Annotated in this window: 25 protein-coding genes and 1 riboswitch; of the genes, 16 read left to right on the top strand and 9 right to left on the bottom strand. The window is 65.6% G+C overall.

The genetic code is table 11. From position 1 onward, the window contains the following. Nucleotides 1-47: 47 nt before the first annotated feature. Nucleotides 48-1,517, top strand: a complete 1,470-nt coding sequence (locus B0G69_RS04715; protein ID WP_121315870.1) for a glutamate synthase subunit beta — start codon at nt 48-50, stop codon at nt 1,515-1,517. 227 nt (nt 1,518-1,744) lie between these two features. Here the strand turns inward: B0G69_RS04715 and B0G69_RS04710 are convergent, their stop codons facing one another. After that, entirely contained in the window at nt 1,745-3,010 is a 1,266-nt protein-coding gene (locus B0G69_RS04710) for a D-amino acid dehydrogenase (RefSeq protein WP_121315869.1), read from the bottom strand. 37 nt (nt 3,011-3,047) lie between these two features. Beyond that, nucleotides 3,048-4,307, bottom strand: a complete 1,260-nt coding sequence (locus B0G69_RS04705; RefSeq protein WP_121315868.1) for an MFS transporter — start codon at nt 4,305-4,307, stop codon at nt 3,048-3,050. 433 nt (nt 4,308-4,740) lie between these two features. On the opposite strand from B0G69_RS04705, the gene B0G69_RS04700 reads away from it, so the two are divergent. Continuing rightward, nucleotides 4,741-5,601, top strand: coding sequence for a tyrosine-protein phosphatase (locus tag B0G69_RS04700; RefSeq protein ID WP_241991260.1), 861 nt, complete (start codon nt 4,741-4,743; stop codon nt 5,599-5,601). A gap of 180 nt (nt 5,602-5,781) precedes the next feature. On the opposite strand, the gene B0G69_RS04695 is transcribed toward B0G69_RS04700, so the two are convergent. Both B0G69_RS04695 and B0G69_RS04690 read right to left on the bottom strand, forming a co-directional pair. Next, nucleotides 5,782-7,065: an ATP-binding protein gene (locus B0G69_RS04695; protein ID WP_121315866.1), complete on the bottom strand. Its 1,284-nt coding sequence runs from the start codon at nt 7,063-7,065 to the stop codon at nt 5,782-5,784. After that, on the bottom strand, nt 7,062-7,802 hold the full coding sequence (locus tag B0G69_RS04690) for a response regulator (RefSeq protein ID WP_121315865.1): 741 nt from the start codon (nt 7,800-7,802) through the stop codon (nt 7,062-7,064). Before B0G69_RS04690 ends, B0G69_RS04695 begins: the two co-directional genes overlap by 4 nt. Before the next feature lie 419 nt (nt 7,803-8,221). On the opposite strand from B0G69_RS04690, the gene B0G69_RS04685 reads away from it, so the two are divergent. From B0G69_RS04685 to B0G69_RS04670, 4 genes are all read left to right on the top strand, one after another. After that, on the top strand, nt 8,222-8,404 hold the full coding sequence (locus B0G69_RS04685) for a hypothetical protein (protein ID WP_121319110.1): 183 nt from the start codon (nt 8,222-8,224) through the stop codon (nt 8,402-8,404). A 30-nt stretch (nt 8,405-8,434) separates the two neighbouring features. Beyond that, complete coding sequence (locus B0G69_RS04680; protein WP_342030510.1) at nt 8,435-8,617, top strand: DUF6726 family protein; 183 nt, start codon at nt 8,435-8,437, stop codon at nt 8,615-8,617. A 3-nt stretch (nt 8,618-8,620) separates the two neighbouring features. Continuing rightward, nucleotides 8,621-9,394 (top strand): hypothetical protein, encoded by a 774-nt coding sequence (locus B0G69_RS04675; protein ID WP_121315863.1) that lies wholly within the window; start codon nt 8,621-8,623, stop codon nt 9,392-9,394. 104 nt (nt 9,395-9,498) lie between these two features. After that, nucleotides 9,499-10,170, top strand: a complete 672-nt coding sequence (locus B0G69_RS04670; protein WP_121315862.1) for a flagellar basal body L-ring protein FlgH — start codon at nt 9,499-9,501, stop codon at nt 10,168-10,170. Between the two features lie 53 nt (nt 10,171-10,223). Here the strand turns inward: B0G69_RS04670 and B0G69_RS04665 are convergent, their stop codons facing one another. The 5 genes from B0G69_RS04665 to B0G69_RS04645 all read right to left on the bottom strand — a co-directional run bounded on the left by B0G69_RS04665 (nt 10,224) and on the right by B0G69_RS04645 (nt 15,035). Continuing rightward, complete coding sequence (locus B0G69_RS04665) at nt 10,224-10,961, bottom strand: response regulator (protein ID WP_121315861.1); 738 nt, start codon at nt 10,959-10,961, stop codon at nt 10,224-10,226. Between the two features lie 90 nt (nt 10,962-11,051). Beyond that, nucleotides 11,052-11,696 (bottom strand): hypothetical protein, encoded by a 645-nt coding sequence (locus tag B0G69_RS04660; RefSeq protein ID WP_121315860.1) that lies wholly within the window; start codon nt 11,694-11,696, stop codon nt 11,052-11,054. Between the two features lie 79 nt (nt 11,697-11,775). Continuing rightward, nucleotides 11,776-12,237, bottom strand: coding sequence for a hypothetical protein (locus tag B0G69_RS04655; RefSeq protein WP_121315859.1), 462 nt, complete (start codon nt 12,235-12,237; stop codon nt 11,776-11,778). A gap of 246 nt (nt 12,238-12,483) precedes the next feature. After that, entirely contained in the window at nt 12,484-13,287 is an 804-nt protein-coding gene (locus B0G69_RS04650) for an SDR family oxidoreductase (protein ID WP_241991350.1), read from the bottom strand. Beyond that, nucleotides 13,284-15,035, bottom strand: a complete 1,752-nt coding sequence (locus B0G69_RS04645) for an ABC transporter ATP-binding protein/permease (protein ID WP_121315858.1) — start codon at nt 15,033-15,035, stop codon at nt 13,284-13,286. The genes B0G69_RS04650 and B0G69_RS04645 overlap by 4 nt, the downstream gene beginning before the upstream one ends. 407 nt (nt 15,036-15,442) lie before the next feature. After that, a riboswitch (TPP riboswitch) is annotated at nt 15,443-15,566 on the top strand. A 231-nt stretch (nt 15,567-15,797) separates the two neighbouring features. Here B0G69_RS04645 and B0G69_RS04640 point away from each other — a divergent pair. The 10 genes from B0G69_RS04640 to B0G69_RS04595 all read left to right on the top strand — a co-directional run bounded on the left by B0G69_RS04640 (nt 15,798) and on the right by B0G69_RS04595 (nt 23,543). After that, nucleotides 15,798-16,928 carry an FAD-dependent oxidoreductase gene (locus B0G69_RS04640; RefSeq protein ID WP_121315857.1) on the top strand — a complete coding sequence of 377 codons (1,131 nt, stop codon included), beginning with the start codon at nt 15,798-15,800 and terminating at the stop codon, nt 16,926-16,928. Between the two features lie 65 nt (nt 16,929-16,993). After that, entirely contained in the window at nt 16,994-17,191 is a 198-nt protein-coding gene (gene thiS / locus B0G69_RS04635) for a sulfur carrier protein ThiS (RefSeq protein WP_121315856.1), read from the top strand. 48 nt (nt 17,192-17,239) lie between these two features. Beyond that, nucleotides 17,240-18,055, top strand: coding sequence for a thiazole synthase (locus B0G69_RS04630; RefSeq protein ID WP_121319106.1), 816 nt, complete (start codon nt 17,240-17,242; stop codon nt 18,053-18,055). Beyond that, nucleotides 18,052-19,155 carry a thiamine phosphate synthase gene (gene thiE, locus B0G69_RS04625; RefSeq protein WP_121315855.1) on the top strand — a complete coding sequence of 368 codons (1,104 nt, stop codon included), beginning with the start codon at nt 18,052-18,054 and terminating at the stop codon, nt 19,153-19,155. Before B0G69_RS04630 ends, thiE begins: the two co-directional genes overlap by 4 nt. A gap of 94 nt (nt 19,156-19,249) precedes the next feature. Beyond that, complete coding sequence (locus B0G69_RS04620) at nt 19,250-20,071, top strand: ABC transporter ATP-binding protein (RefSeq protein ID WP_121315854.1); 822 nt, start codon at nt 19,250-19,252, stop codon at nt 20,069-20,071. Further along, entirely contained in the window at nt 20,068-20,844 is a 777-nt protein-coding gene (gene mlaE, locus B0G69_RS04615) for a lipid asymmetry maintenance ABC transporter permease subunit MlaE (RefSeq protein ID WP_121315853.1), read from the top strand. The genes B0G69_RS04620 and mlaE overlap by 4 nt, the downstream gene beginning before the upstream one ends. Before the next feature lie 91 nt (nt 20,845-20,935). After that, nucleotides 20,936-21,472 (top strand): outer membrane lipid asymmetry maintenance protein MlaD, encoded by a 537-nt coding sequence (gene mlaD / locus B0G69_RS04610; RefSeq protein WP_121319104.1) that lies wholly within the window; start codon nt 20,936-20,938, stop codon nt 21,470-21,472. A gap of 11 nt (nt 21,473-21,483) precedes the next feature. Continuing rightward, nucleotides 21,484-22,497 carry a VacJ family lipoprotein gene (locus tag B0G69_RS04605; RefSeq protein WP_121315852.1) on the top strand — a complete coding sequence of 338 codons (1,014 nt, stop codon included), beginning with the start codon at nt 21,484-21,486 and terminating at the stop codon, nt 22,495-22,497. A 114-nt stretch (nt 22,498-22,611) separates the two neighbouring features. Then, the gene (locus B0G69_RS04600; RefSeq protein ID WP_121315851.1) at nt 22,612-23,244 is read left to right on the top strand and encodes an ABC transporter substrate-binding protein; all 633 of its coding nucleotides are present in this window, start codon (nt 22,612-22,614) and stop codon (nt 23,242-23,244) included. Beyond that, nucleotides 23,241-23,543, top strand: a complete 303-nt coding sequence (locus tag B0G69_RS04595; protein WP_121315850.1) for an STAS domain-containing protein — start codon at nt 23,241-23,243, stop codon at nt 23,541-23,543. Before B0G69_RS04600 ends, B0G69_RS04595 begins: the two co-directional genes overlap by 4 nt. Nucleotides 23,544-24,066 lie beyond the last annotated feature (523 nt).

Here is a 24,066-nt window from a genome sequence, read left to right as displayed (position 1 = left end):
GCGGCGGGTCCAGATCACCCCTAGATACAGATAGAGAAGAGAACCACATGGGCAAGGCAACCGGTTTTCTCGAGTTCGAACGCCGCCACGAGGCGTACGAAGCTCCGCTCACGCGTGTGAAGCACTACAAGGAATTCGTCGCGGCTCTCACCGACGACGAAGCGAAGATTCAAGGCGCACGTTGCATGGACTGCGGCATTCCGTTTTGCAACAACGGCTGCCCGGTGAACAACATCATCCCGGACTTCAACGACCTGGTGTTCCATCAGGACTGGAAGAACGCGATCGAAGTGCTGCACTCCACGAACAACTTCCCGGAGTTCACGGGCCGCATCTGTCCGGCACCGTGCGAAGCGGCGTGTACGCTCGGCATCAACGACGACCCGGTCGGCATCAAGTCGATCGAGCACGCGATCATCGACAAAGCCTGGGCCGAAGGCTGGGTGGCGCCGCAGCCGCCGAAGCACAAGACCGGCAAGAAGGTCGCGGTGGTCGGCTCTGGCCCCGCGGGTCTCGCTGTCGCGCAGCAACTCGCGCGCGCGGGGCACGATGTCACCGTGTTCGAGAAGAACGACCGCATCGGTGGCTTGCTGCGTTACGGCATTCCCGACTTCAAGCTGGAGAAGTGGCTGATCGATCGCCGCATGCGCCAGATGGAAGCCGAAGGCGTGACGTTCCGCGCCAACGTGTTCGTCGGCAAGGCGGATTCGCTGCCGGCCTACATCGGCAGCACGGCAAAGGAAACCATCACGCCGGCCGAGCTGAAAGAACAGTTCGACGCGGTCGTGGTCGCCGGTGGTTCGGAAACGCCGCGCGATCTGCCGGTGCCGGGGCGCGAACTGGAAGGCGTCCACTATGCGATGGACTTCCTGCCGCAGCAGAACAAGGTCAATGCCGGCGACAAGGTCGCGAACCAGTTGCTCGCGAAGGGCAAGCACGTGGTCGTGATCGGCGGCGGCGATACGGGTTCGGACTGCGTGGGCACGTCGAATCGTCACGGCGCGAAGAGCGTCACGCAATTCGAGTTGCTGCCGCAACCGCCGGAAGAAGAGAACAAGCCGCTCGTGTGGCCGTACTGGCCGATCAAGCTGCGCACGTCGTCGTCGCATGACGAAGGCTGCGAGCGCGATTGGGCGGTCGCGACCAAGCGCCTCGAAGGCAAGAACGGCAAGGTCGAGAAGCTGATCGCCGCGCGCGTCGAATGGAAGGACGGCAAGATGCAGGAAGTGCCGAACTCGGAATTCGAAATGAAGGCCGATCTGGTGCTGCTCGCGATGGGCTTCACGCAACCGGTATCGCCGGTGCTCGAGGCGTTCGGCGTCGACAAGGATGCGCGCGGCAACGTGCGCGCGTCGACCGAAGGCGACAAGGCGTATTACACGTCGGTGGGCAAGGTGTTCACCGCGGGCGATATGCGTCGCGGCCAGTCGCTGGTGGTGTGGGCGATCCGCGAAGGCCGTCAGTGCGCGCGTTCGGTCGATGCGTTCCTGATGGGTCATTCGGAACTGCCGCGCTAAAGCGTCTTCGGCCGGTTTCCGTTGTGGTCCGCGCTTGGGATTGCGTGACACGGAAATGGGCCACTGCTTGCAGGAAGAGGTGGAGACGACAATGTGCTGAACAACGGCACATAAGCGGTACATCACGGCGGTACATCACAGCGGTGAAAAACAAAGCCGGGCCGCCTGAGAGGGCGGACCCGGCTTCTTAGTGTCCCGTGGTTCGCGGGCCTGGCGCGAATGCGCCGTTACTTCCGATATCGCGCCAACGTCAGCCCATCGAGATCGATCTCCGGTTTGCGCTGCGCGATCAGATCCGCGACCACGCGTCCCGAGCCCATCGACATCGCCCAGCCGGTCGAACCGTGCCCGAGGTTCAGCCACAGATTGTCCACGCCGGATGGGCCGAGCAGCGGCGCGCCATCGGGCGTCATCGGCCGGCGGCCGACCCAGAAATGCGCGGACGTGGGATTGGCCGCGTGCGGGAACCAGTCGGCGAGTACTTTCATCAACGTCTGCAGCGCCTGTTCGCGCAGGGTGGATTGGCCATTGCCCAGCTCCGCCGTCCCCGCCACGCGCAAGTTATTGCCGAAGCGTGTGATTGCCGTTTTCAGCGACTCGTCCATCAACGCGGCGCGGGGGGCCTTTTCTTCGTCGGTGATAGGCAGCGTCGCCGAATACCCTTTCACGGGATAGAGCGGCACTTTCACGCCGAGCGGTGCGAGCAGCGCCGCGCTATCGACGCCCAACGCCACCACCACCGCGTCGGCCTGCCATGCTTCGCTACCGCGTTCACTGTCGACACGCACGCCGCGCACCGCTGCGCCTTGCACATCGAGCGACGTCACACGCGTGTCGAAGCGAAAGCGCACGCCGTTGCGCTCGCAGATCGCGCGCAACTCGCGGGTGAAGCGCGCGCAGTCGCCGGCTTCGTCGTCGGGCAGATAGAGACCGGCGAGCGGCGTCTGACGGGCCCAGCGCAATCCCGGTTCGATCTCCACACATTGCGCCGCGTTGATTTCCCGATGCGCAATGCCCGCGTCGCGCAGCACCGCGAGCGCCGGTTGAGCGAGTTCGAGGTCGTACTCGCTGCGAAACAGCTGCAGATAACCCTGGCTGCGGCCGTAATCGAACGGATGGCGGCTGCGAAACTCGTGCAGACAATCGCGGCTGTAGTAGGCGATGCGCTGCATCCGCTGTTTGTTGACGCGAAAGCGTTCGAGGTCGCATTCGCGCAGCCAGCGCGCGATCCAGCGCCATTGCGCGGGATTGAACGTGGGCCGGAAGATCAACGGCGAGGTTGGCTTGAACAGGTATTTGAGGATTTTGGCCGGCATGCCCGGCGCGGCCCACGGCGTCACATAGCCCGGGGCGATCACGCCGGCGTTGCCGAAACTGGTGGACAGTGCGACGTCGGGTTCGCGCTCGATCACCGTGACGTCGCAGCCTTGCTGGCACAGGTAAAAAGCGCTGGCGACGCCGATGACGCCGCCGCCGAGAACTATCGTTTTCATGTGTGTGTACGGCAAATTCAGGCGAATGCCGGCGATTTCAGATGGCCACGCGTGTCGAGCCGAGCACCTTGCCCTTGGTTTCCGGCAGGCACAGCGCGGCGACGATCACGAGCAGATAGCCCGAACCGGCCACGATACCCATCGCCTTCACGAGCGTCATGGTTTGCGACAGTGTACCGACCAGGATCGGGAAGAACGAGCCGAGCCCGCGTCCCAGGTTGTAGCAGAAGCCCTGGCCCGAGCCGCGTATCTCGTTCGGATAGAGTTCCGACAGATACGCACCGACGCCCGCGAAAATGCCTTGCACGACGATCCCGAGCGGGAAGCCGAGTGCGAGCATCATGACGTCGGTGATCGGCAGCATCGTATAGACCATGCCGAGCACGAACGAGCCGATGGCGAACAGCACGAACGACGCGCGCCGGCCGATCCTGTCGCACAGAATCGCGCCGACGATATAGCCGGTGAACGAGCCGACGATCAGCACGATCGGATAGCCGCTGGTGTTGAACACCGACAGGTGGCGCACGGTCTTCAGATAGGTCGGCAGCCACGTGGTGATCGCGTAATAGCCGCCGAGCATGCCGGTGCACAACGCGCTGCCGAGCAGCGTGGTCTTCACGTGAGCGGCCGAGAAAATCTGCATGAAGTGCGAGGTGTCGAAGCCGCTTTCGCGCGCGCGGCGCGTCTCGAGATAGATCTCGGGATCGCTCACATTGCGGCGGATGTAGATGATCCACGCCGCGGGCAGCAGGCCGATCCAGAAGCACGCGCGCCATGCGTACTGTTCCGGCAGCAGCGCGAAGGCTGCCCAATAGACGATCGCCGCCGCGGCCCAGCCGAACGACCAGCTGCTTTGCACGGTGCCGACCGCCTTGGCGCGATGCTGCGGCGAGCGGATGGTTTCGGCCATCATGATCGTCACGACCGACCACTCACCGCCGAAGCCGATGCCTTGCAGCGTGCGGGTCGTGAGCAGTTGCCAGAACGAGTTCGTGAAGCCCGACAGGAAAGTGAACACCGCGAAGGTGGCGATGGTCCACTGCAACACGCGGATCCGGCCGTAGCGATCGGCGAGAATGCCGGCGAGCCAGCCGCCGATGGCCGACGAGATCAGCGAGCTGGTGGCGATCATGCCGGCTTCGCTTTTGGTCATGCCCCAGGTCGCGATCAGCGTCGGAATGAGGAACGAGTAGATCATGAAGTCGAAGGCATCGACCGCATAGCCGCCGAAGCCGGCGTAAAGCGTGCGGCGCTCGCGCGTGGTCAGCTCGGTGAACCATTGGAGAGAAGGCATGTTTTGTTGTGGTCTCCAGGTCTTTCTGCCGGCGGGGGCTTGATAGCAGGGTGGTTGTATTCTACGGGGATGCGGCGTCCTGCGGCCAGTTGTGGTCAAAAATGGCAGCAGCGGTAATCGCTGATAAGCGCCGATAACCGGCGATAAGAGACGCAAGCAGGTAGAAACGAGTCCGGAAACATGCCGCGCGCCTTTGGCTGGCCGATCGAGCCGCCGCCAGTGGACCAACGCAGATCTCGCCTTGCCTTACGAACTGCTACTGTGTAACGCAAAAGATATTGACCACCGTTAAACTTCGCTCGCAGCCTCGATGCTGCGCATTACTCCCTCACGCCCACGCCTAATGCCCGCAACCGCGAAATCCTGCTCGCCGTCCCACCGCTCAGCCAGTTCGATCGTGAGGGAAGGCCATTGCACGCGCGGTGCAGTCTCCATGTCGCGCAGGGGCTTCCTCAAGGGCTCCGCGAACGTGGTGCTCGCTTCCGGTCTGGGCGGCGCGTTGCTGTCGGCGTGCGGCGGTGGCGACCTCGACACCGAACTGGCCGAGACCCCGCGTCTTGCGTCGGTCAGCAACTTTCGCGATCTGGCGGGCGTGGGCGCCGGTTACACGACCGTCGATGGCAAACGGGTGCGCCGTGGCGCGTTCTATCGCGCGAATGTGCTGACGCTGAACGGCGCCGATGAAACCGCGATCGACAAACTCGGCATCGCGTCGGTCTACGATCTGCGCACGCCTGGCGAAATCGCGCGGCAAGACGACGTGCTGCCGCGCGGCGCGACGTCGCAAACGCTCAACGTGCTCGGCAGCAGCGACTTCGTCGTGCCTGTGATGGATACGGCGACGGCCGCCACCGCGTTCATGGAAGCGCAAGCGCGCGGCTATGTGACCGGCGCCGCGCAGCGAGCCGCGTACGGCACGCTCCTGACGCGTCTTGCCGACGGCGCCGGCGCGCAACTGTTTCATTCCAATGCGGGTAAGGATCGCGCCGGCTGGGTCGCGGCGCTGTTGCTCGGCATCGCCAACGTGCCGCTCGACGTCATCATGCAGGACTATCTGCTCAGCAACACCTACCTGGCGGCGTCGCTCGACGAGCAGACCAAGACGTTGCGCGCGCAGGACGGCGAGGCCGCCGTCGCGATCCAGATGCCTTTGCTGGAAGTTCAGGAGAGTTATCTGCAAGCCGGTTTCGATCAGGTGCAGATGAGCTACGGCACGATGGCGAACTATCTGACGCGCGGCCTCGGCATGTCGCAAACGACGATCGATACGTTGCGCGCCCGGCTCGTGAGCTAAGGCGCGTCAAAGACTCGCGCAAAAACCGCAGGCGAAAAAAAGTCCGCCCCAAGTAACCGGGCGGACAGAGAAGGGCGGCATCGAGGTTGCCGTCGCCGACTATAAAGCCGCAGTCATTGCGAGGATCCATCCAGTAAGGACGCGTAAGCGGCCACGTTCGCCGTGCCGCTTCGCCCCGTGTCACGCGACCGGCCCGCCTACCGGCAATTCGATCCGCACTTCCAGTCCGCCTTGCACGTGATTGCGCACATGACAACGCCCGCCGCGATCGTGCGCGAGTCGCGCGACGATCGCGAGGCCGAGTCCGCAATGGCCTTCGCCGCCACGCGCGGCATCGAGCCGGACGAACGGCTTCATCGCCGCGGCGATGCGCTCGTCAGGAATGCCGGGACCGTGGTCGCGCACGCTGATCGTCCAATGCCGGTCGTCGCGCGCGGTGGTGATCTCCACCGGCGGCGTGCCGTGTTCGAGCGCGTTGTCGACGAGGTTCGTCACGAGCCGGTCGAGCAGCGTGCGCGGCAGCGTGAACGAGGGACCCGCGCGCAGATCGAGCGCGAAAAGCGGTGCTTCCGTGTTGTCGCCGGAAGTATCGCCGGACGAGAACTGCTCCCGTAAGAATTCTTCGACTTCGACCGGCGGCCCCGCGTCGGCGGATTGGCCGGCGAATTCGAGAAACTGCTGCACGATGTTGGTCAGCGAGTCGACATCGCGAATCAGACCGGCGCGTTCGTTCTCCGCCACCAGCACGCTTGCGCGCAACTTGAGCCGCGTGAGCGGCGCTTTCAGATCGTGTGCGACGCCGGCCAGCATCACCGCCTGATCGTCGCCGGCTTCATTCAGGCGCCGCATCATGTCGTTGAACGAACCGATCAGATCGCGTAACTCGCGCGGGCCCTGCACGGTCACCGGTTCGGGCCGCCCGCCCGAGCCGAACGCGCGCGCGGCGGTGGCGACGCGCGACAGCGGCCGCTGCATCTGCCAGACCGCGAATAGCGAAAGAATCAGCGCGGCGAGCAGCATCGATGCACCTTCGACGACAAAACGCGGGCGCGGCGGTACATCGACCGGCACGACCACCCAGTTCGACTTGCCTGGGAACAACACCCAGAGTTGCGGCGGATGCAGATCGTCGACGGCGATCTGCGTGCCAGGCGGCAGGTTCTCCCGCAAATGCCGGCTCAGTTCGACCAGCGGATGAGCCGTGGGCTTGCGCAGATGCACGCTCGCCGGCATGTTCCAGGTGGGGACCAGATGCACGCGCAAGGCCGGCGCAAGCGCCGTGCCTTTCATCGGCTCGCCGTTGATGGCTTGCAGCACCAGCAGAATGCCGCGTGCGAAGCCGTCGATTTCATGGCGCGGCGGCTGCATCACCACCAGCACGAACCAGCCGGCCTGAATCGCGAACAACACCACCGCAGACAGCAACGCCATTCTGCCGAACAGCGTGTTCAGCGGATTTTTCATGCGCTTGGAGCGGCCTCGTCGGCGAAGGGCGAGGCGTTGGCGTCGGGCACGAAGACGTAGCCCTTGCCGCGCACCGTCTGCACGTAGCAGGGGTTGGACGGATCGTCCTCGATCACACGGCGCAGGCGCCAGATCGGCACGTCGAGACTACGGTCGCGGAACGCGAGATTGTCGCGATGCACGAGGTCGTGAATCAGCACGCGCGACAACACCTTGTACGGATTGTTGACGAAGATCTTCAGGAGCGCGAACTCACTGTCGCGCAACGGCAGCTTCGAATCCGCGCGCGACAGCGAACGGGTCGCGAAGTCGAGTTCGAACGGGCCGAAGCGATAGCGCTTGCGGGCTTCCGGCGCGCTGGTGGTGCTCGGCCCGCGACGGCGCAGCACGGTGTGGATGCGCGCGAGCAATTCGCGTGGATCGAAGGGCTTGATCAGGTAGTCGTCCGCGCCGAGCGAGAGCCCGACGATGCGGTCGGCCACCGTGCCGCGCGCGGTCACGAAGATCACCGGGATGTCGTCACCGGCGGCGCGCAGCGCGGTGAGCGCGCGCAGGCCGTCGGTGTTCGGCATCATGATGTCGAGCACGACGACCGATGGCCGTTCACGTTCGAGCCGGCGCTGGAGATGGGTGCCGTCGTGCAGCACGGACGCGTCGAAGCCGTTCGATTGCAGAAACTTGCATAGCAGATCGCGTACGACCGGATCGTCGTCGACGATAAGGACCTGTGGATTCATGGCGAAATTCTAGACTGGCGCGCGCAAACGCGCGATCGACTGTTTTCTTACCAATGCTTACGATGCGCCGCACGGTCCGGGACGACTCGCGTGTCACGCCCGCCGCTCAAGGCTCACAGCATATTTCAGCGCGGCTGGAGCCGGGGCAATCGCGCGGAAACCGTGCCACATCGGCGCCTCCCGCCGATCAAAAATGGCTGCGCAATCGTAACCGCTGCAGGCATTGGAACCGATGGCAACGGCTCGGAACGGCTCGTAAGAACCGCCGGAAAGCGCGCTTTGCTTCGTGCATCGCCGATGCGGGTGCGGCGCGATGATTCGCCGTGCAGTACGTTGCGCCGCATGCCGGAGACAGCCTTGATGGGTTGGACCACGGCCGGTGGCGTGAAATCGAAACCCGGTGCCACGCGAGGCTCATCATGACCATTCCCAGCAACCTTAGTTCGACTCAGCTTCCTTCGCTCACGTCCACGACCGCGAGGGACAAACCCGCGAGCGCCAGCCACCCGGCCGCGAGTGCGCAGCCGCAGGAGAGCGCCACCCGCGCGCAGCCGTCGCCGCCGGCCGGGCTCGTCGGACACAACGTCAATACGACTGCCTGATCTCCAGAGGCCTGTGTGTCGACTCCGAGAATTTTTGACCGCCTCGTCCGTGCCGCCGCGTGGTTGACACTCGGCGCGGCGCTGCTGCCGCTTGGCGGCTGTGCCGTCGCCGCGCTGCCGTGCCGGCTGACTTCGGCCACGCTGAAGATCATCCCGGTCGTCGGCCATGCCGCCGCCACGCCATTCGATATGTGCTCCTCCGCAATCGACTGAACCATGACACTCACACGGATTGCTCGCGCGCTGGCGCTATTGGGCGGCATCTTATCGTCGGCCGTTGGTGCACAGCCCGCCGCACAGCCCGCCGCGCGTGAAGCGAAGGCGGTGGGCGCCGCGTCGAACAACGGGTCCGCCGACGCGTCCGTCAACCCCCCGTTCAACGCGCCGTTCAACGCGCCATCCAACGCGCGCCGGCGCTCGCAGGACGCGCCGTTTGCTTTTCGCGGCGTGGCGCTCGGCATCACGCTCGACGAATTCCGCGCGGGTTCGACCGTACGGGCGACGCCAATCGGCAGCGTGCCCGTCTGCGAGACCGACGTGCAGGCGGGCACGCTCGGCATGCGGCTGAAATCGCGCGAAAGCCTGATGGTCGCGTGCCGTTGGGCGCATCGCGTGGATGATCGCTGGGCGATGTCGCAAGCGGTGGTGGACGGCGCGCCGGCGCTCGAGCACGTGCTGCGCTTCGCGCGGACCGATGCGCAGAGCGCGCTGCGTTTGTACGAGATTTCGTTCGTGATCGACGAGTTGACCGCCGAGGACTTGCGCGACGCGCTCGAGGATCGCTACGGCCCGCCGCGTCTCGCGACGCAGAACGTGGCGGCGTCGGGTGCGATGCCGACGTACGTGTGGGAAAACGCGGTGAGTTCTATCACGTTGTGCTTTTTGCCGGGCAGCCGCAACGGCACGCTCACTTATCTGCTGAAGGGTTCGGATGCGTGGGTGAAGTCGGTCGCGCGGCAGTGGCAGGCGAGCGGCGCGGAGGCGGGGTGACGAAACGCTCTTATGGGCGATGGGAGGGCGGCGGCGGTGCGCTGACGTCGGTCGAACCCGTTGCGAACCCGGCCCATCCGGCCGACCCCCTTCACGGAGCATGCATGATCGCGCTACGTCTCACGCTCACGCTAGGCACGGCGGTTTGTCTCGCCGCTTGCGCGGGCCATCAACTGAACTCGATCGTCGAGACGCCGATGGCGCCGCCCCTCGCTTCGGCGCCGCTGAACGTCAACACGCAAGGCGCGATCTATCAGGCGGGCACGCCGCTGCTGCTTTACGAAACGCCGCGCGCCCAACATATCGGCGATGTGCTGACGATCCGTCTCGCGGAATCGTATAGCGGCAACAACAGCTCGACCGCGGCGGCGAGCCGCGCGAGCAGCATCACCGCCGACGCCGCCGATCACTCGAGCAACGCCGCGGCGCGCCTCGCGAGGCTGTTCAACATCGGCTCGGCGAGCACCGACTACAAAGGCCAGGGCAGCCTCACCGACGTCAGCGGCATGACCGGCACGCTTGCCGTCACCGTGATCGGCACGATGTCGACCGGCAACCTCGTGGTGTCGGGCGAGAAGGTGATCGCCATGAGCGGCAACCGCGACCGGTTGCGGCTGTCGGGCATCGTCAATCCGAAGGATATCGAAGCAGGCAATTACGTCGCATCGAGCAAGGTCGCCAATGCGCGCATCGAGCAGGCCGGCGTGGGCATGGTGTCCGACGCCACCACGTTGGGCTGGCTGCAGAGAATGTTCCTGAGCGTGCTGACTTTCTGACGCTTGGACACGTGGCGTTGCTGCGCGCAGTGCGGCTCGCCTGCCGGGCCGCGTCAGGCGAGCGCAGCGCTTCGTTCCGCCGCGCCGATCTCACCGTCCGGCACGAACACATAGCCGCGTCCCCATACGGTTTGCACATAGCGCGGCTCGGACGGGTCCACCTCGATCAGCCGGCGCAAACGCCAGATCGACACGTCCAGACTGCGGTTGCGATGCGCCTCGCTATTGCCGTGCAACTTCTCCAGCAATTGCGAGCGTGTGAGCACGGTCATCGCGTGGGTGACGAACACCTTGAGCATCGCGAATTCGCTCGAACGCAGCGTGATGCGCTCGCCGTCGCGGCGTAGTTCGCGCGCCGGGAAATTCACTTCGAAACGCCCGAAGTGATAGGGCGCGCGCTGCTCCGGCGCACTCGGCGCAATCGAGCCGCGCCGGCGCAGCACCGTGCGAATGCGCGCGACGAGTTCGCTCGGCTCGAACGGCTTGCCGAGATAGTCGTCGGCGCCGAGTTCGAGACCGATGACACGGTCGATCGTATCGGCGCGCGCGGTCAGCAGGATCACGGGGATATCGTCGCCGGCGACGCGCAACGCGCGCAGTGCGCTGATGCCGTCGAGCTCGGGCATCATGATGTCGAGCACGATCAGCGCGGGACGCTCGTCCTGCAATTTGCGCTGCAGCGCCATGCCGTGTTCGAGCGTGGCGACCTTGAAGCCGCGCCCCTGCAAATATTCGCTGACGAGCTCACGTACGACGGGGTCGTCGTCGACGACAAGAATGGTTTGGTTCATTCAGGGCATCTTAGTGATGCGCGCGCGCGGAGCAAAGCGCGCGATGCTTTCGAATCCTTTCTCGCGTAAGACAAAGCAAGCAGCCGGCGCTCAGTTCGCCTGCGACGTTTGAATGGTCTGCGGCGGCGAGTGCGCGAAGTCGGTCTGATCGACCACCATCCGGTCGATCAGACCGCTGAGCTTGGTCGATGCGGAGGAGAAGCGGTCGGTGTTGAGGCCGCCTGTCTGATAACGCGCTGTGACGAGGATGCGGCCGTTCTGGATCAGCGTCAGATCGATGATCGACAGATACTGGATCGATTCGTCGCTGAACGAGCGGCGGCCATAGTCGATCGCGGCGTTGTAGACGAGCCGCGCCTCACAGCCCGCGGGCGAGGTGCCCGGATTGTAGACGTCCGAACGAACGCCGCGCCGGTCGAGCGCGAGTTGCAGCGCCGGCACGAAGTCGCCGACCGACACCGTCTGGTTCACTTCGATGCAGACGTGATGCAGGTCGGCCGGCCTGCCATTGACGAAGGTCGGCGACGAGTAGCCCGCCGCGATCGCGTAGCCCGCCTGAATCACCGAGCCGGTCGCGTCGGCCGCCTGGATCAGCGTCCATGCACAGCCGTTCAGCCCGAACGCGAGCGCAGCGGCGACGGCCAGCCACGCGCACGGTCGCCGCAGCCGGACCCACGCGGCCCGTGCGGGTCGCGTGAAGCGGGCGTCGACGCGCATGCTCGGCGTGAGGGTCATGAGAGCGGGTGCCAGGTGGCGATGAGGAACGCGGCTGATCGCGGCGGATCGCAACGCAGAACGGCGCCTGCGCGCACGCTCAGCGCGTGACGCGCAGGCGCAATTCGTTTTGCCCTTGCACGCTTGCCGTGACGCTGACGCGCCGCTCGGCCGTGGTGACGATGAAATGCTGGCGCGTCGGCGTGTTGACGTCGTGCACGACGTTCGAGAAGCAAGCCGCGATGTCGGCGCCGAATTCTTCGAGCGGATCGTTGATCACGCCGTCGGCTTCCCAGTGCGCGCGCCAGTGGCAGTCGTACGTGTGCGCGTTGGCACGGCAGTCGTCGGCGGTCGATACGCCCGGCAGTTGCGCGGCGGGCTGGCTGCGCAGTTGCTTGAAATCGTCGGCGTCGACGATGTGTTTGAGCACGGGGCAAACGTCCGCGGGCTCGTTCGGTTGAGTGGCTTGCGCTGCGTGCGCGGTGCTCGCGACCAGCAACGCTGCGCCGAGCGCGAGCGCGAGGCGCTGGGTCAAAGGATGGGAGCGGCGATCGAATGACATGGGCAAAGAGTCCGGTAACAGTGAATGACGTTGGGGCGAGGACGGGATCGGCCCGCATGACTATCGTCGCTGCCGGGAGGCATTTTCAAAGCGCGGAACAGCTTGCCCGCTTCGCAAATGCTTTCGATCTCTTCTCGCGTGTTTCCGGATGTTGCGGGGTGTTGTGTTGCGGCGAAGGGAAGGTGTGACGTGACGCGTGTGGCGGGAGTTGTGTCCCGTTGCGCAGTGCGTTGCTGCGATTGCCGCTCAGCCGAGCGTAAGACCACCATCGATATGAATCACCTGCCCGGTGATATGGCGCGCTTCGTCGGAGAGCAGGAACGCGATCAGCGCGGCGACATCCGCAGGCTCGGCGACGTGGCCGAGCGGCGTTGCTTCGGCGGCGCGCGTCCACGCCGACGCATTCTCGGCGCTCGGACCACGATCTTTGCGGGTGTAGCCGGGTGCCACGCAGTTGACGGTCACGCCATGCGGCGCCAGTTCCGCGGCGGCGGTTTTGGCCAGCGATTCGAGCGCGGCTTTCGCCGCCGCCGTCGCGGCAAACGGCGCGTCTGCGCGATAGCGGTGCGCAACGAACGAACTCAGCGCGATCACGCGACCGCGCTTCGACGTTTCCAATGCAGGGGTTGCGCGTTTGACGAGCGCCGCGAACGCGGCCGGCATCGCAGCGAAGGCGGCGTTGAACGTGTCGGGGTCGAGCGCGTTGAGGGTCTGGCGTTGCGCGTGCCCCGCGTTGGCGACCAGTTGATCGAGTGCGCCAAAGTGTGCCAGCGTCTGGTGGACCACGTGTTCCGCGGCGCCGCGTTCGGCGAGGTCGCCGAACACCGTCGCGCAGCGTGCGCCGCTTGCGCGGCACTCGGCGGCGAGCTCGGCAAGCCGCTGGCGGGCGGCGTCGTCGGCGCCACGGGCGTGCAGCATGAGTGCGGAGTGCGGCGCGGCGATGCGCCGGGCGAGCGCCGCGCCGATGCCGGAGCCCGCACCGGTGATCAGCACGACGCGTTCATCAGGGCGGGCTGCGCTCACGTCGCGGATATCGCTCACGATGCTCAGGCCGCGACCGCTTCGCCCGCACGTTCGACGTCGAGCGTTTCGTCGTGGTACGCAGCTAGCGATTCGCGATGCGCAACGCTGACGATCGCCGCCTTCGGCAGGCGCTCCGTGAACAGGCGATACAGACGCGCTTCGTTTTCCGCATCGAGCGCGCTGGTGGCTTCATCGAGGAACAGATAGTCGGGCTTGTGCAGCAGCACGCGTGCGGCGGCGAGGCGCTGCTGTTCGCCCGGCGACAGGATGCGGGTCCAGTGCCCGGACTCCTGCAGGCGGTCGGCGTACTCCGACAGATGGCAGGTGACGAGCGCTTCGCGGCATTCGTCGTCGGTGTAGGCGGTGGCCGAGGACGGGTAGGCGAGCGCCGCTTTCAGCGTGCCGATCGGCATGTAGCTGACCTGCGGGATGAACATCATGCGCGCGGTGACCGGCGCGTCGATCGAGCCGTCGCCGAACGGCCACAGGCCGGCGAGCGCGCGCATCAGCGTGCTCTTGCCCGCGCCGGACGGACCGCGCACCAGCCAGCGCGAACCCGGTTGAATCGCGATATCGCGGATGCGCGACAGCGGGTTGCCGTTCGGCAGCGCGAGCTTGAGGCCGTCGGTGGAAAGCTGATCGGCGTCGACGAAATGCAGCTTGATGCCGCCATGCTCGGTGGCCGGCGAGACCGACTCCTTCAGACGCGGCGCGTGAACGACACGGCGGAATTCGCGCAACCGGTTCACGGTGGCGCGCCACTCGACGAGGCTCGCGTAACTGTTGATGAACCACGAGAACGAATCGCTGACGGTGCCGAATGCGCTCGAAATCTGCATCAGGACACCGAAGGTGAAGGCGCCCGCGAAATAGCGCGGCGCGGCGACCACCAGCGGAAAGATGATCGCGATCTGGCCATAGAAGCTCAGCACGAAGGTGAGCCGCTTGGTGTACTTCATCACCTGCCACCAGTTGTCGCGGATGCGGCCGAACAGCGAGTGCGCGTTCGACTTCTCGGTGTCCATGCCGTTGTAGAACGCAATCTGTTCGGCATTCTCACGCAGCCGGATGAGGCCGAAACGGAAATCCGCCTCGACTTTCTGCGCCTGGTAGTTGATCGACACGAGCGGATGGCCGACCTTCTGGATGATCAGCGAGCCGACCACCGCATACAGCGCCGCGGCCCACACCATGTAGCCGGGAATCTGCAACGGCATGCCGCCGAGCGAGATGGTCAGCGCACCGGCCAGCGACCACAGGATCGTGATAAACGACACGAGCGTGACGACCGTGGACAGCAGATCGAGCGTGAGCGACAGCGTGGTGGTGGCGAACGACTGCAGATCGTCGCTGATCCGTTGGTCGGGGTTGTCGGCAAGCCGGTCGCGTTCGATCCGGTAGAAGGCGCTGTCGTGCAGCCACTCGTTCAGATAGCGCGTGGTCAGCCACTGGCGCCAGCGGAAACCGAGCATCTGACGCAAATATCGCCCGTACACCGCGAGGATGATGAAGCCGAACGCGAGTCCCGAGAACACCATCAGCAGGTGCGGGAAATCGTGCACGTTCTTGCTTTGCAGCGCGTTGTAGAAGTCGGCGCTCCAGCGGTTCAGCCGCACGTTGATCCACACGACGAGCAGGTTCATCACGATGATCGCTATGAGCAAACCCCACGCCGTCTTGCGTTCTTCGGAAACCCAGTAGGGTTTGATCAGGCTCCAGGCGGAGACTTTTTCGTCGGGCGGCAGCGCGGGGCTGGAGGAAAAATTGGGTGTCATGAGCGTCCTGATGAAGTGCAGGCCCGAAGTGCTGATCCGAAGCGCCGACCCGACTCCGGCCGGCCCATGTCGGGCTATTGCGCCGCGAAGCGGCCCAATGTCGGGCCGCTCTGCGACGGCGGTGCGATACCTGCCCGGGCGTCGTGTTTCGGTGAACGCGCGTCTGGGCGACCGCCCGATTCTGGCGTGAGGCCCTTAAGCGAAAATTAATTTTCGCTTAAGGGCTTCGCCCCGGCGGCGCCCGCCGCGCATGCGGCGAAGCGCGCATGCGGCATCCGGTCCCGGCATTGTGCCAGAGCCTCGGCTCCGCCCACATCGCCGCAACGAAACAGGGTGCCGGTTGAAACCCATGCTGCCGCGCGAGCCGCTGGTTTGCGGGCGCCGCGCCTTTTATGGTCTAATGAGCTGCGACGAAACAGGGGTGCTTCGCCCACAGGCGGCTTGATTTTCAGGCTGCGGCGGCGAGGCTGAGAGAGACCCTTTGCACCCGATCCGGGTAATACCGGCGCGGGAAGTTTCCGGAAGCAGCCAGTCTTCCATTCCCCGCCGGACGGCGTCCGTACCTCGGTACGCGCGTATTGTCCGGCCGGCTTGACCCGCCGGTTTCGTCCTGGGTACGTGCGTTTCTTTGCCGTACGGAAAGGACTCGATGACCGCCTATTCTTCAGATATGTGTTTTGCTCTTCGCTACGTCGCCGTCGGCGCGTCGTGCTTCAGCCTTGCTTGCCGCCGTAGACCAAAGCACACGCGGGAGTCCGCGCGATGAACCGGTCCGCCCAACCTGATTTCGCCGTTCTCGGCGGCGGTCTTTGCGGCCGGTTGGTCGCATGGCGTCTGGCGGGCCAGGGACATCGCGTGGCGCTGTATGAGCGCGGCGACGCCGCCGGCTCGCAGGCCGCCGCGTGGGTCGCCGCGGCGATGCTGGCGCCGCTCGCCGAAGCCGCCAGCGCCGAGTTGCTCATCACGCGCCTTGGCGCGAGTTCGCTCGATACCTGGCCGCAGGTGCTGGCCGAATTGCCCGAGCCGGTATTCTTCCAACGCAATGGCACGCTGGTCGTCTGGCATCATGCCGACCGCACCGAAGCGCCGCTGTTCGAACGCCGGGTGCGCTCGAACGCGCCGGCCGACCTGCTCGACGGCGGTTTCGTGACGCTGACCGGCGCGCAGGTCGGCGCGGCCGAGCCCGCGCTGGCGGGCCGCTTCAACCAGGGCTGGCTGCTGCCGCGTGAAGGCCAACTGGATAATCGCCAGGTGCTGGCCGCGTTGGCCGCGGGCCTTGCCGAGCGCGGCGTCGAAACCCACTGGAACACGGCCGTCGACGAGCAGTCGCTGCCGCCCGGGCGCATCACGATCGACTGCCGGGGCCTCGGCGCGAAGCCCGTGCTGCCCACGCTGCGGGGCATTCGCGGCGAAGTCGCGCGGGTGCATGCGCCCGGTATCAACCTGACACGCCCGGTGCGGCTGCTGCATCCGCGCTATCCGCTCTATATCGCGCCGAAGCAGAACGACCTGTACGTGATCGGCGCCACCGAAGTCGAAGGCGAGGACATGTCGCCGGTCAGCGTGCGCTCGGCGCTCGAACTGCTGAGCGCGGCGTTTTCGGTGCATCCGGGCTTCGGCGAGGCGCGCATCCTCGAACTGAATTCGCAATGCCGCCCGACCTTGCCGGACCACCGTCCGGCGCTCCTGTGGGACGGCGCGCGGACGTTGCGCGTGAACGGGCTGTACCGGCACGGCTACATGATCGTGCCGGAGGTCGCCGACGAAGCCGTGCGCTTCGCGTCGGCGCTGCTCGACGGCCGTATCGGCGATGCCGACGCGTTCGCCGAGTGGCGCCGCGACGCCCGCTGGAGCGAGCTTTTCCAACAGGACTGCGCGCGGGAGCCAGCATGAGCGTTGCGCGGTCCCATGCCGCTCGGCCGCCGCTTTCGCCATCGATTGAACCGTATTCGAACACCATGGACATTCATATCAATCAGAAGCCGTTGTCGCTGCCCGAAGGCGCGACCGTCGCCGATGCGCTCGCCGCGTACGGCGCGCGCCCGCCGTTCGCGGTCGCGCTGAACGGCGATTTCGTCGCGCGCACGCAGCATGCGGCGCGCGCGCTGCAGCCGGGCGACCGGCTCGACGTCGTGCAACCCGTGGCCGGCGGCTAAGCGCTGCCCCGCCGCCCGCCACGCTTTGCCGGAGACCCGATGATGCAAATGACTTCCCCCCAAACGGCCGACGCGCTTACGCTGTACGGCCAAACCTTCGCGAGCCGCGTGCTGCTCGGCACCTCGCGCTATCCGTCGCTGCAGTCGCTGTCCGATTCGATCGACGCGGCGCGCCCCGGCATGGTGACCGTCGCGCTACGCCGGCAGATGAACGAAGGCGGCGCCGAAGCCGGCTTCTTCGATCTGCTCAAGCGCCACGGCGTGCCGCTCCTGCCGAACACGGCCGGCTGCCTGACGGTCGGCGAGGCGGTGGCCACCGCCCACATGGCGCGCGAAATCTTCGAAACGGACTGGATCAAGCTCGAACTGATCGGCGACGACTACACGTTGCAGCCCGACCCGGTCGGCCTGATCGAAGCGGCCGCGCAGCTGATCAAGGACGGCTTCAAAGTGCTGCCGTATTGCACCGAAGACCTCGTGATCGGCCGCCGCCTGCTCGACGCCGGTTGTGAAGCGCTGATGCCGTGGGGCGCGCCGATCGGCACCGGCAAGGGCGTGATCAATCCTTACGGGCTGCGGGTGCTGCGCGAGCGGCTGCCGGACGTGCCGCTGATCGTGGACGCCGGGCTCGGCGTGCCATCGCATGCGGCGCAGGTGATGGAGTGGGGTTTCGACGGCGTGCTGCTGAACACCGCGGTGTCGCAGGCGACGCACCCCGACGCGATGGCGCGCGCGTTCGCGCTGGGCGTCGAAGCGGGCCGCCAGGCTTTTCTGGCGGGGCCGATGGCCGAGCGCGAAAGCGCGCACGCGAGCACGCCGGTGGTCGGCATGCCGTTCTGGCACCAAGACGGGAGCGCCGCATGACGCAAACACTGGCCTTGAAGAATCGCGACCTGTTCTGGCCGCCCGCCGACGAACTCACCGAAGCCACGGAGCGCATCCGCGCGCGCCTGGGCGACTGGCCGCCGACGCACGCGCCGTGGCGCATCTGCCTGACCGCGCCGGACGAGCCGAATGGCGGCGACCTGATCGTGATCGCCGACGCCCAGCAGCACGGCGAGCAGATGGCGCGCTGGCTGGTGCAGGGCGCCGGTGTGATCGAAGCGGCGCAGGACAAGGCCACGCTGCATCTGGGCGGGGAGAAGTACCGCCTCGAAGGCCATCTGGCGGATGACTGGATTGCCGCGCTGGCCGCGTTTCTCGACTGCGGCTTCGATCCGCACGATGCGCTGGTGCTGGCGCTCGCGTGGCGCGACGGCGACGAAACCCGCGCCGACGACGCCTTTCCGTCCGACCTCGCCCGTTTCCCGCGCCTTGCCGGTTTGCCGGCCGCGCCCGCGCAAGTGTTCGCACGATGCCCGGACCGGCTCGGCCTGTACCCGGTGCTGCCGAGCGCCGAATGGGTCGAGCGGGTGGTTGGCTTCGGCGTGAAGACGGTGCAGTTGCGCCGCAAATCGGCCGAACCCGCCGACGAACTGAAGCGCGAAATCGCCCGCTGCGTGGCCGCCGGACACGCGCACGACGCCCAAGTGTTCATCAACGACCACTGGCAGGCCGCGCTCGAAGCGGGCGCGTATGGCGTCCACCTCGGTCAGGAAGACGTGCATACCGCCGACCTGTCCGCATTGGCCGCCGCCGGCATCCGGCTGGGTCTGTCGACGCATGGTTTCTACGAAATTCTGAAAGCGCTGCATTTTCGGCCGAGCTACATTGCGTTGGGCGCCGTGTTTCCGACCACGACCAAAGTCATGCCGACCGCGCCGCAGGGTCTCAAGCGCCTCGCACGCTACGTGCGTCTGCTGGACGGCGTCGTGCCGCTGGTGGCGATCGGCGGCATCGACTTGCAGGTGCTGCCCGACGTGCTGGCGACGGGTGTCGGCTGTGCGGCGGTGGTGCGCGCGGTCACGGAAGCTGCCGATCCGGCGGCCGCCGTTTCTGCCCTGCAGCAAGGGTTTACGCGATAATCGTCAGGCTTTTTTAATAGACAGGGCACCTCACGGCAACTTTTGCATGATGGCCCTATAATTCGGCCTTCCGTGTAAAAGGATTGTCAGTTTCGTGTCTTCCTCCCCCGAGACCCTACTCGAGCTGCGCGACGTCGACTTCGGTTACGGCGACCAGCTCGTCCTGTCGAACCTGAATCTGCGCTTCAAACGCGGGCAGGTCGTCGCGGTCATGGGCGGCTCGGGTTGCGGCAAGACCACCGTGCTGCGTCTGATCGGCGGTCTGGTACGCGCGCAGCGCGGCCAGATCCTCCTCCACGGCCAGGACGTCGGCCAGCAGACGCGCGACGGCCTTTACGCGCTGCGCCGCAAAATGGGCATGCTGTTCCAGTTCGGCGCGCTGTTCACCGACATGTCGGTGTTCGAAAACGTGGCCTTCGCGCTGCGCGAGCACACCGATCTCCCCGAAGAATTGCTGCGCGACCTCGTGCTGATGAAGCTCAACGCGGTCGGCTTGCGTGGCGCGCGCGACCTGATGCCGTCGGAGATTTCCGGCGGCATGGCACGGCGCGTGGCGCTCGCGCGCGCCATCGCGCTCGACCCCGAACTGATGATGTACGACGAGCCCTTCGCCGGTCTCGATCCGATCTCGCTCGGCATTACCGCGAACCTGATCCGCGCGCTGAATCAGGCGCTAGGCGCCACCTCGATCCTGGTCACGCACGACGTGCCTGAATCGTTCGCGATCGCGGACTACGTCTACTTTCTCGCCAACGGCGGGGTTCACGCCGAAGGCACACCGGCCGAGCTGCGCGCGTCGGCCGATCCGACCGTGCGGCAGTTCATCGACGGCGCGCCGGACGGCCCGTTCAAATTCCACTATCCGAGCAAGGCGTCGCTGGCGGCGGACTTCGGCATCGGCGGAGGCCAGTCATGACCAGTGCGATCAGTGCGATCGGTCGCTTGGTGATCGGCGGGCTCGGCACGGCCGGCTACGCCACGCGTTTTTTCTTCCGGCTGCTGCTCGAATTTTTCCCGTTGCTGCGCCGTCCGCGCCTTGTCACGAAGCAGATCCACTTCGTGGGTAATTATTCGCTGGTGATCATCGCCGTGTCGGGGCTGTTCGTCGGCTTCGTGCTTGGGTTGCAGGGCTATTACACGCTCAATCGCTACGGCTCCGAGCAGGCGTTGGGCCTGCTGGTCGCGCTGTCGCTCGTGCGCGAACTGGGACCGGTGGTCACCGCGCTGCTGTTTGCCGGCCGCGCCGGCACGTCGCTCACGGCCGAGATCGGCCTGATGAAGGCCGGCGAGCAACTTACCGCGATGGAAATGATGGCGGTCGACCCCGTCAAGGTCGTGGTCGCGCCGCGCCTGTGGGCCGGGATTGTCTCGATGCCGATCCTCGCCGCGATTTTCAGCGCGGTCGGCGTGTTGGGCGGTTATGTGGTGGGCGTGCTGCTGATCGGCGTCGACGCGGGCGCGTTCTGGTCGCAGATGCAAGGTGGCGTGGACGTCTGGCGCGATGTCGGCGCCGGGGTCGTCAAGAGCGTGGTGTTCGGCCTCGCGGTGACCTTCGTCGCGCTGTTTCAGGGCTACGAAGCCAAGCCGACGCCCGAAGGCGTGTCACGCGCGACCACCAAAACGGTCGTGTATGCGTCGCTGGCGGTGCTCGGACTCGATTTTCTGCTGACCGCACTGATGTTCAGCTAAGACTGCGCGGCACGTTGGCCGCCAGCGGCGTGTCTCTCGGCGCGCGCGGCGGGCAGCATTGGCGGCGTGGCGGATTCACTTTGGGATGACGATGAAAAAGACTGTTCTCGACTTCTGGGTCGGCCTGTTTGTAGTGTTGGGTTTCGTGGCGTTGCTGTTTCTCGCGCTGAAGGCCGGCAACATGAGCTCGTTGTCTTTCCAGGCAACCTACCCGGTCAAGCTCAAGTTCGACAATATCGGCGGGCTGAAGGCGCGCGCGCCGGTGAAAAGCGCGGGCGTGACGGTGGGCCGGGTCGCGTCGATCGGCTTCGACAGCAATGCGTATCAAGCGCTCGTCGTGATCGATCTCGACAAGCAGTACCAGTTTCCGAAAGACACCTCCGCGAAGATCCTGACGTCGGGTCTGCTCGGCGAACAGTACATCGGACTCGAACCCGGCGGCGACACCGAAATGCTCAAGGCCGGCGACACGATTTCGATGACGCAATCGGCGATCGTGCTGGAAAACCTGATCGGCCAGTTCCTGTATAGCAAGGCCGCGGATTCGGGGGCGTCGAAGCCCGCGACGGCCGCGCCCGCCCCGGCGCCCGCGCCGGGCTCGCCTGCCGCCGGCGCGGCCCGTCAATAAGGAGAACAAGAATGCAGACCACACGCATCGGAGGCGCGCGCGCCTTCCAGTTGGGCACGATCGTGGTGGCGGCCGCGGTGCTGGCCGGCTGCGCCACGGTGGAAACACCCACCAAGGGCGATCCGTTAGAAGGCCTGAACCGCACCATCTTCACCGTCAACGACAAGATCGACCAGTACGCATTGAAGCCGGTCGCCAAAGGCTACGTATGGGCGACCCCGCAGCCGGTGCGCGACAGCGTGACGAACTTCTTCTCGAACATCGGCGACGTCTACATCGCGGCGAACAACCTGCTGCAGTTGAAGATCACTGACGGCGTGGAGGACATCATGCGGATCGTGATCAACACGGTCTTCGGTGTCGGCGGCCTGTTCGACGTGGCGACGCTCGCCAAGCTGCCCAAGCACGAGAACGACCTCGGTCTGACGCTCGGCCACTACGGCGTGCCGCCGGGGCCGTACCTGGTGCTGCCGCTGTTCGGCCCGAGCACGGTGCGCGACGCGGTCGGCTCGGTCGGCAACTACTATGTGAACCCGCTGAGCTACATCGACCCGCCGGGTCTGAGCTGGGCGCTGTACGGCCTGAACGTCGTCAACGTGCGCGCGAATCTGCTGGGTGCGAGCGACGTGCTGGAAGGCGCCGCGCTCGACAAATACTCGTTCGTGCGTAACGCGTATCTGCAACGCCGCCAGTATCTGCTGTCGGACGGCCGCCGGCGCACGCAGGCGCTGCCGAATTACGACGAGGAAGCGCCGCTGCCGAAGTACGACGAGAACGTCGAGGGCGCAGCAGGCGCGGCCGGGGCGCCTGCTGGTGCGGTCACCGGAACGGCGGGCACGCAGGGTGCTGGGGCGAAGGCTGCGCCGGCATCCGGCCCGGCCGTCGCGACGCCGCCGCAAGCTGCGTCGGGCGCGTCGGAGACCCCGCCGCTCAACCTGAACGGCGGTCCGGAAACGACGCAAATCCCAGCAGGCCAACTGGTTCCGCCGACGCGTTTCAATTTTCCGTCATTCAAATTGCGCTGAACGTGCGGCGGTAACAGATCGATACGACTCTCGCAGTTTGCGCATGGATTGCCCTCGAACTCGCGTGCTAAGGTCGGCTCAAACGCTTGCACTACTTTTAAGGCTAGGCTCGATATGAAAAAACTTTTCCTGATTCCGTTGTTCGCTGCGTTGTTTTCCTTCGTTAGTGTCGGGGCATCGGCGCAAACCGTGGATACGAATTCGCCGGACGCCATGATCAAGACCGTCACCCAGCAGGTGATCGACGCGGTGCGCGCCGACAAGTCGATCCAGCAGGGCGACATTTCGCGCATCACTCGTCTCGTCAACGAAAAGATCCTGCCGTACATGGATTTCCGCCGCACCACGCAACTCGCGATGGGCCGTAACTGGCGCACGGCCTCGCCCGAGCAGCAGAACCAGGTGGTCGAGCAATTCAAGATGCTGCTGATCCGCACGTACGCGGGCGCGCTCGCGCAGGTGCGCGACCAGCAGATCCAGTACAAGCCGTTCCGCATGAATCCGGACGACACCGACACGGTGGTGCGCTCGGTGGTGATGAACAACGGCTCGCCGATCGAACTCGACTACCGTCTGTACAAGACGCCGCAAGGCTGGCGTGTGTATGACATCAATGTGCTCGGCGCATGGCTGATCCAGGCGTACCAGCAGCAGTTCAATGAGCAGATCCAGCAGAAGGGCGTCGACGGGCTGATCCAGTTCCTCACGCAGCGCAATCAGCAACTCGCCGCGGGCAAGCAGTCGTGAGCGAAGTGCTGAGCACCGTCGGGAACCGCTTCGAGAGCGGTGCAACGTTGACCCACCAGAGCGCGAAGGCGGCGCTCTCGGCGGGTTTGCAACGCATCTCGGCCGGCGCGACCGGCGTGGATTGCACGCCGCTCGCGCAGTTCGATTCATCCGCACTGGCCGTGTTTCTCGCGTGGCAGCGTGCCGCCCAAGCACGCGGCGTCAAGTTCGAGATCGTCAATCTGCCGGCTGGTCTCGCCAGTCTCGCGCATGCCTACGGCGTCGATACGCTGGTGTGTCGACCAGAGTTAGCGCTTTAGCGCTTACTCTGGTCCCATGCAACGCGAGTCGACCAGAGTTAGCGCTTTAGCGCTTACTCTGGTCCCATGCAACGCGAGTCGGCCAGAGTTAGCGCTTTGGCGCTTACTCTGGTCCCATGCAACGCGAGTCGACAAGAGCTAGCGCTTTAGCGCTTACTCTGGTCCCACGCAACGCGAGTCGGCCGGGGTAGCGCTTTCGCGCATACTCTGGTCCCATGCAATGCGAGTCGGCCGGGGTTAGCGCTTTAGCGCATACTCCGGTCCCACGCAACGCGAGTCGACCGCGGTTAGCGCTTTCGCGCATACTCCGGTCCTACGCGACGCGAGTCCCCGGGCTTCCCGCTTTGGCGCCTACGCCGCTCCCCCCACCATCGCCGCATTGACGCTCCCTCCGCGTCGCTCCCAATCCTTCCGGTCGAGTCGGGCCCGCTGATTTTTGCCCTATAATCAAACGTTTTTTGGTGCTCGTCACCGGCCCCAATTCCGTTTCTCCTAGCATTTTGTTGACCCTGCTCCGGGCTGC

It is taken from the genome of Paraburkholderia sp. RAU2J (genome assembly GCF_003634845.1).
Taxonomy (GTDB): Bacteria; Pseudomonadota; Gammaproteobacteria; order Burkholderiales; family Burkholderiaceae; genus Paraburkholderia; species Paraburkholderia fynbosensis.
Note: the sequence above shows the minus strand (reverse complement) of the source record. Positions and strands in the feature narration are given on the sequence as shown.

Coding starts and splice junctions, on each gene's coding strand:
- B0G69_RS04695 (WP_121315866.1), bottom strand. CDS start 7,065: ATGAAAAATCCGCTGAACACGCTGTTCGGCAGAATGGCGTTGCTGTCT.
- B0G69_RS04630 (WP_121319106.1), top strand. CDS start 17,240: ATGACTTCCCCCCAAACGGCCGACGCGCTTACGCTGTACGGCCAAACC.
- B0G69_RS04605 (WP_121315852.1), top strand. CDS start 21,484: ATGCAGACCACACGCATCGGAGGCGCGCGCGCCTTCCAGTTGGGCACG.
- B0G69_RS04715 (WP_121315870.1), top strand. CDS start 48: ATGGGCAAGGCAACCGGTTTTCTCGAGTTCGAACGCCGCCACGAGGCG.
- thiS (WP_121315856.1), top strand. CDS start 16,994: ATGGACATTCATATCAATCAGAAGCCGTTGTCGCTGCCCGAAGGCGCG.
- B0G69_RS04705 (WP_121315868.1), bottom strand. CDS start 4,307: ATGCCTTCTCTCCAATGGTTCACCGAGCTGACCACGCGCGAGCGCCGC.
- B0G69_RS04640 (WP_121315857.1), top strand. CDS start 15,798: ATGAACCGGTCCGCCCAACCTGATTTCGCCGTTCTCGGCGGCGGTCTT.
- B0G69_RS04660 (WP_121315860.1), bottom strand. CDS start 11,696: ATGACCCTCACGCCGAGCATGCGCGTCGACGCCCGCTTCACGCGACCC.
- thiE (WP_121315855.1), top strand. CDS start 18,052: ATGACGCAAACACTGGCCTTGAAGAATCGCGACCTGTTCTGGCCGCCC.
- B0G69_RS04665 (WP_121315861.1), bottom strand. CDS start 10,961: ATGAACCAAACCATTCTTGTCGTCGACGACGACCCCGTCGTACGTGAG.
- B0G69_RS04655 (WP_121315859.1), bottom strand. CDS start 12,237: ATGTCATTCGATCGCCGCTCCCATCCTTTGACCCAGCGCCTCGCGCTC.
- B0G69_RS04645 (WP_121315858.1), bottom strand. CDS start 15,035: ATGACACCCAATTTTTCCTCCAGCCCCGCGCTGCCGCCCGACGAAAAA.
- B0G69_RS04600 (WP_121315851.1), top strand. CDS start 22,612: ATGAAAAAACTTTTCCTGATTCCGTTGTTCGCTGCGTTGTTTTCCTTC.
- B0G69_RS04710 (WP_121315869.1), bottom strand. CDS start 3,010: ATGAAAACGATAGTTCTCGGCGGCGGCGTCATCGGCGTCGCCAGCGCT.
- B0G69_RS04690 (WP_121315865.1), bottom strand. CDS start 7,802: ATGAATCCACAGGTCCTTATCGTCGACGACGATCCGGTCGTACGCGAT.
- B0G69_RS04670 (WP_121315862.1), top strand. CDS start 9,499: ATGATCGCGCTACGTCTCACGCTCACGCTAGGCACGGCGGTTTGTCTC.
- B0G69_RS04685 (WP_121319110.1), top strand. CDS start 8,222: ATGACCATTCCCAGCAACCTTAGTTCGACTCAGCTTCCTTCGCTCACG.
- B0G69_RS04700 (WP_241991260.1), top strand. CDS start 4,741: ATGTCGCGCAGGGGCTTCCTCAAGGGCTCCGCGAACGTGGTGCTCGCT.
- mlaD (WP_121319104.1), top strand. CDS start 20,936: ATGAAAAAGACTGTTCTCGACTTCTGGGTCGGCCTGTTTGTAGTGTTG.
- mlaE (WP_121315853.1), top strand. CDS start 20,068: ATGACCAGTGCGATCAGTGCGATCGGTCGCTTGGTGATCGGCGGGCTC.
- B0G69_RS04675 (WP_121315863.1), top strand. CDS start 8,621: ATGACACTCACACGGATTGCTCGCGCGCTGGCGCTATTGGGCGGCATC.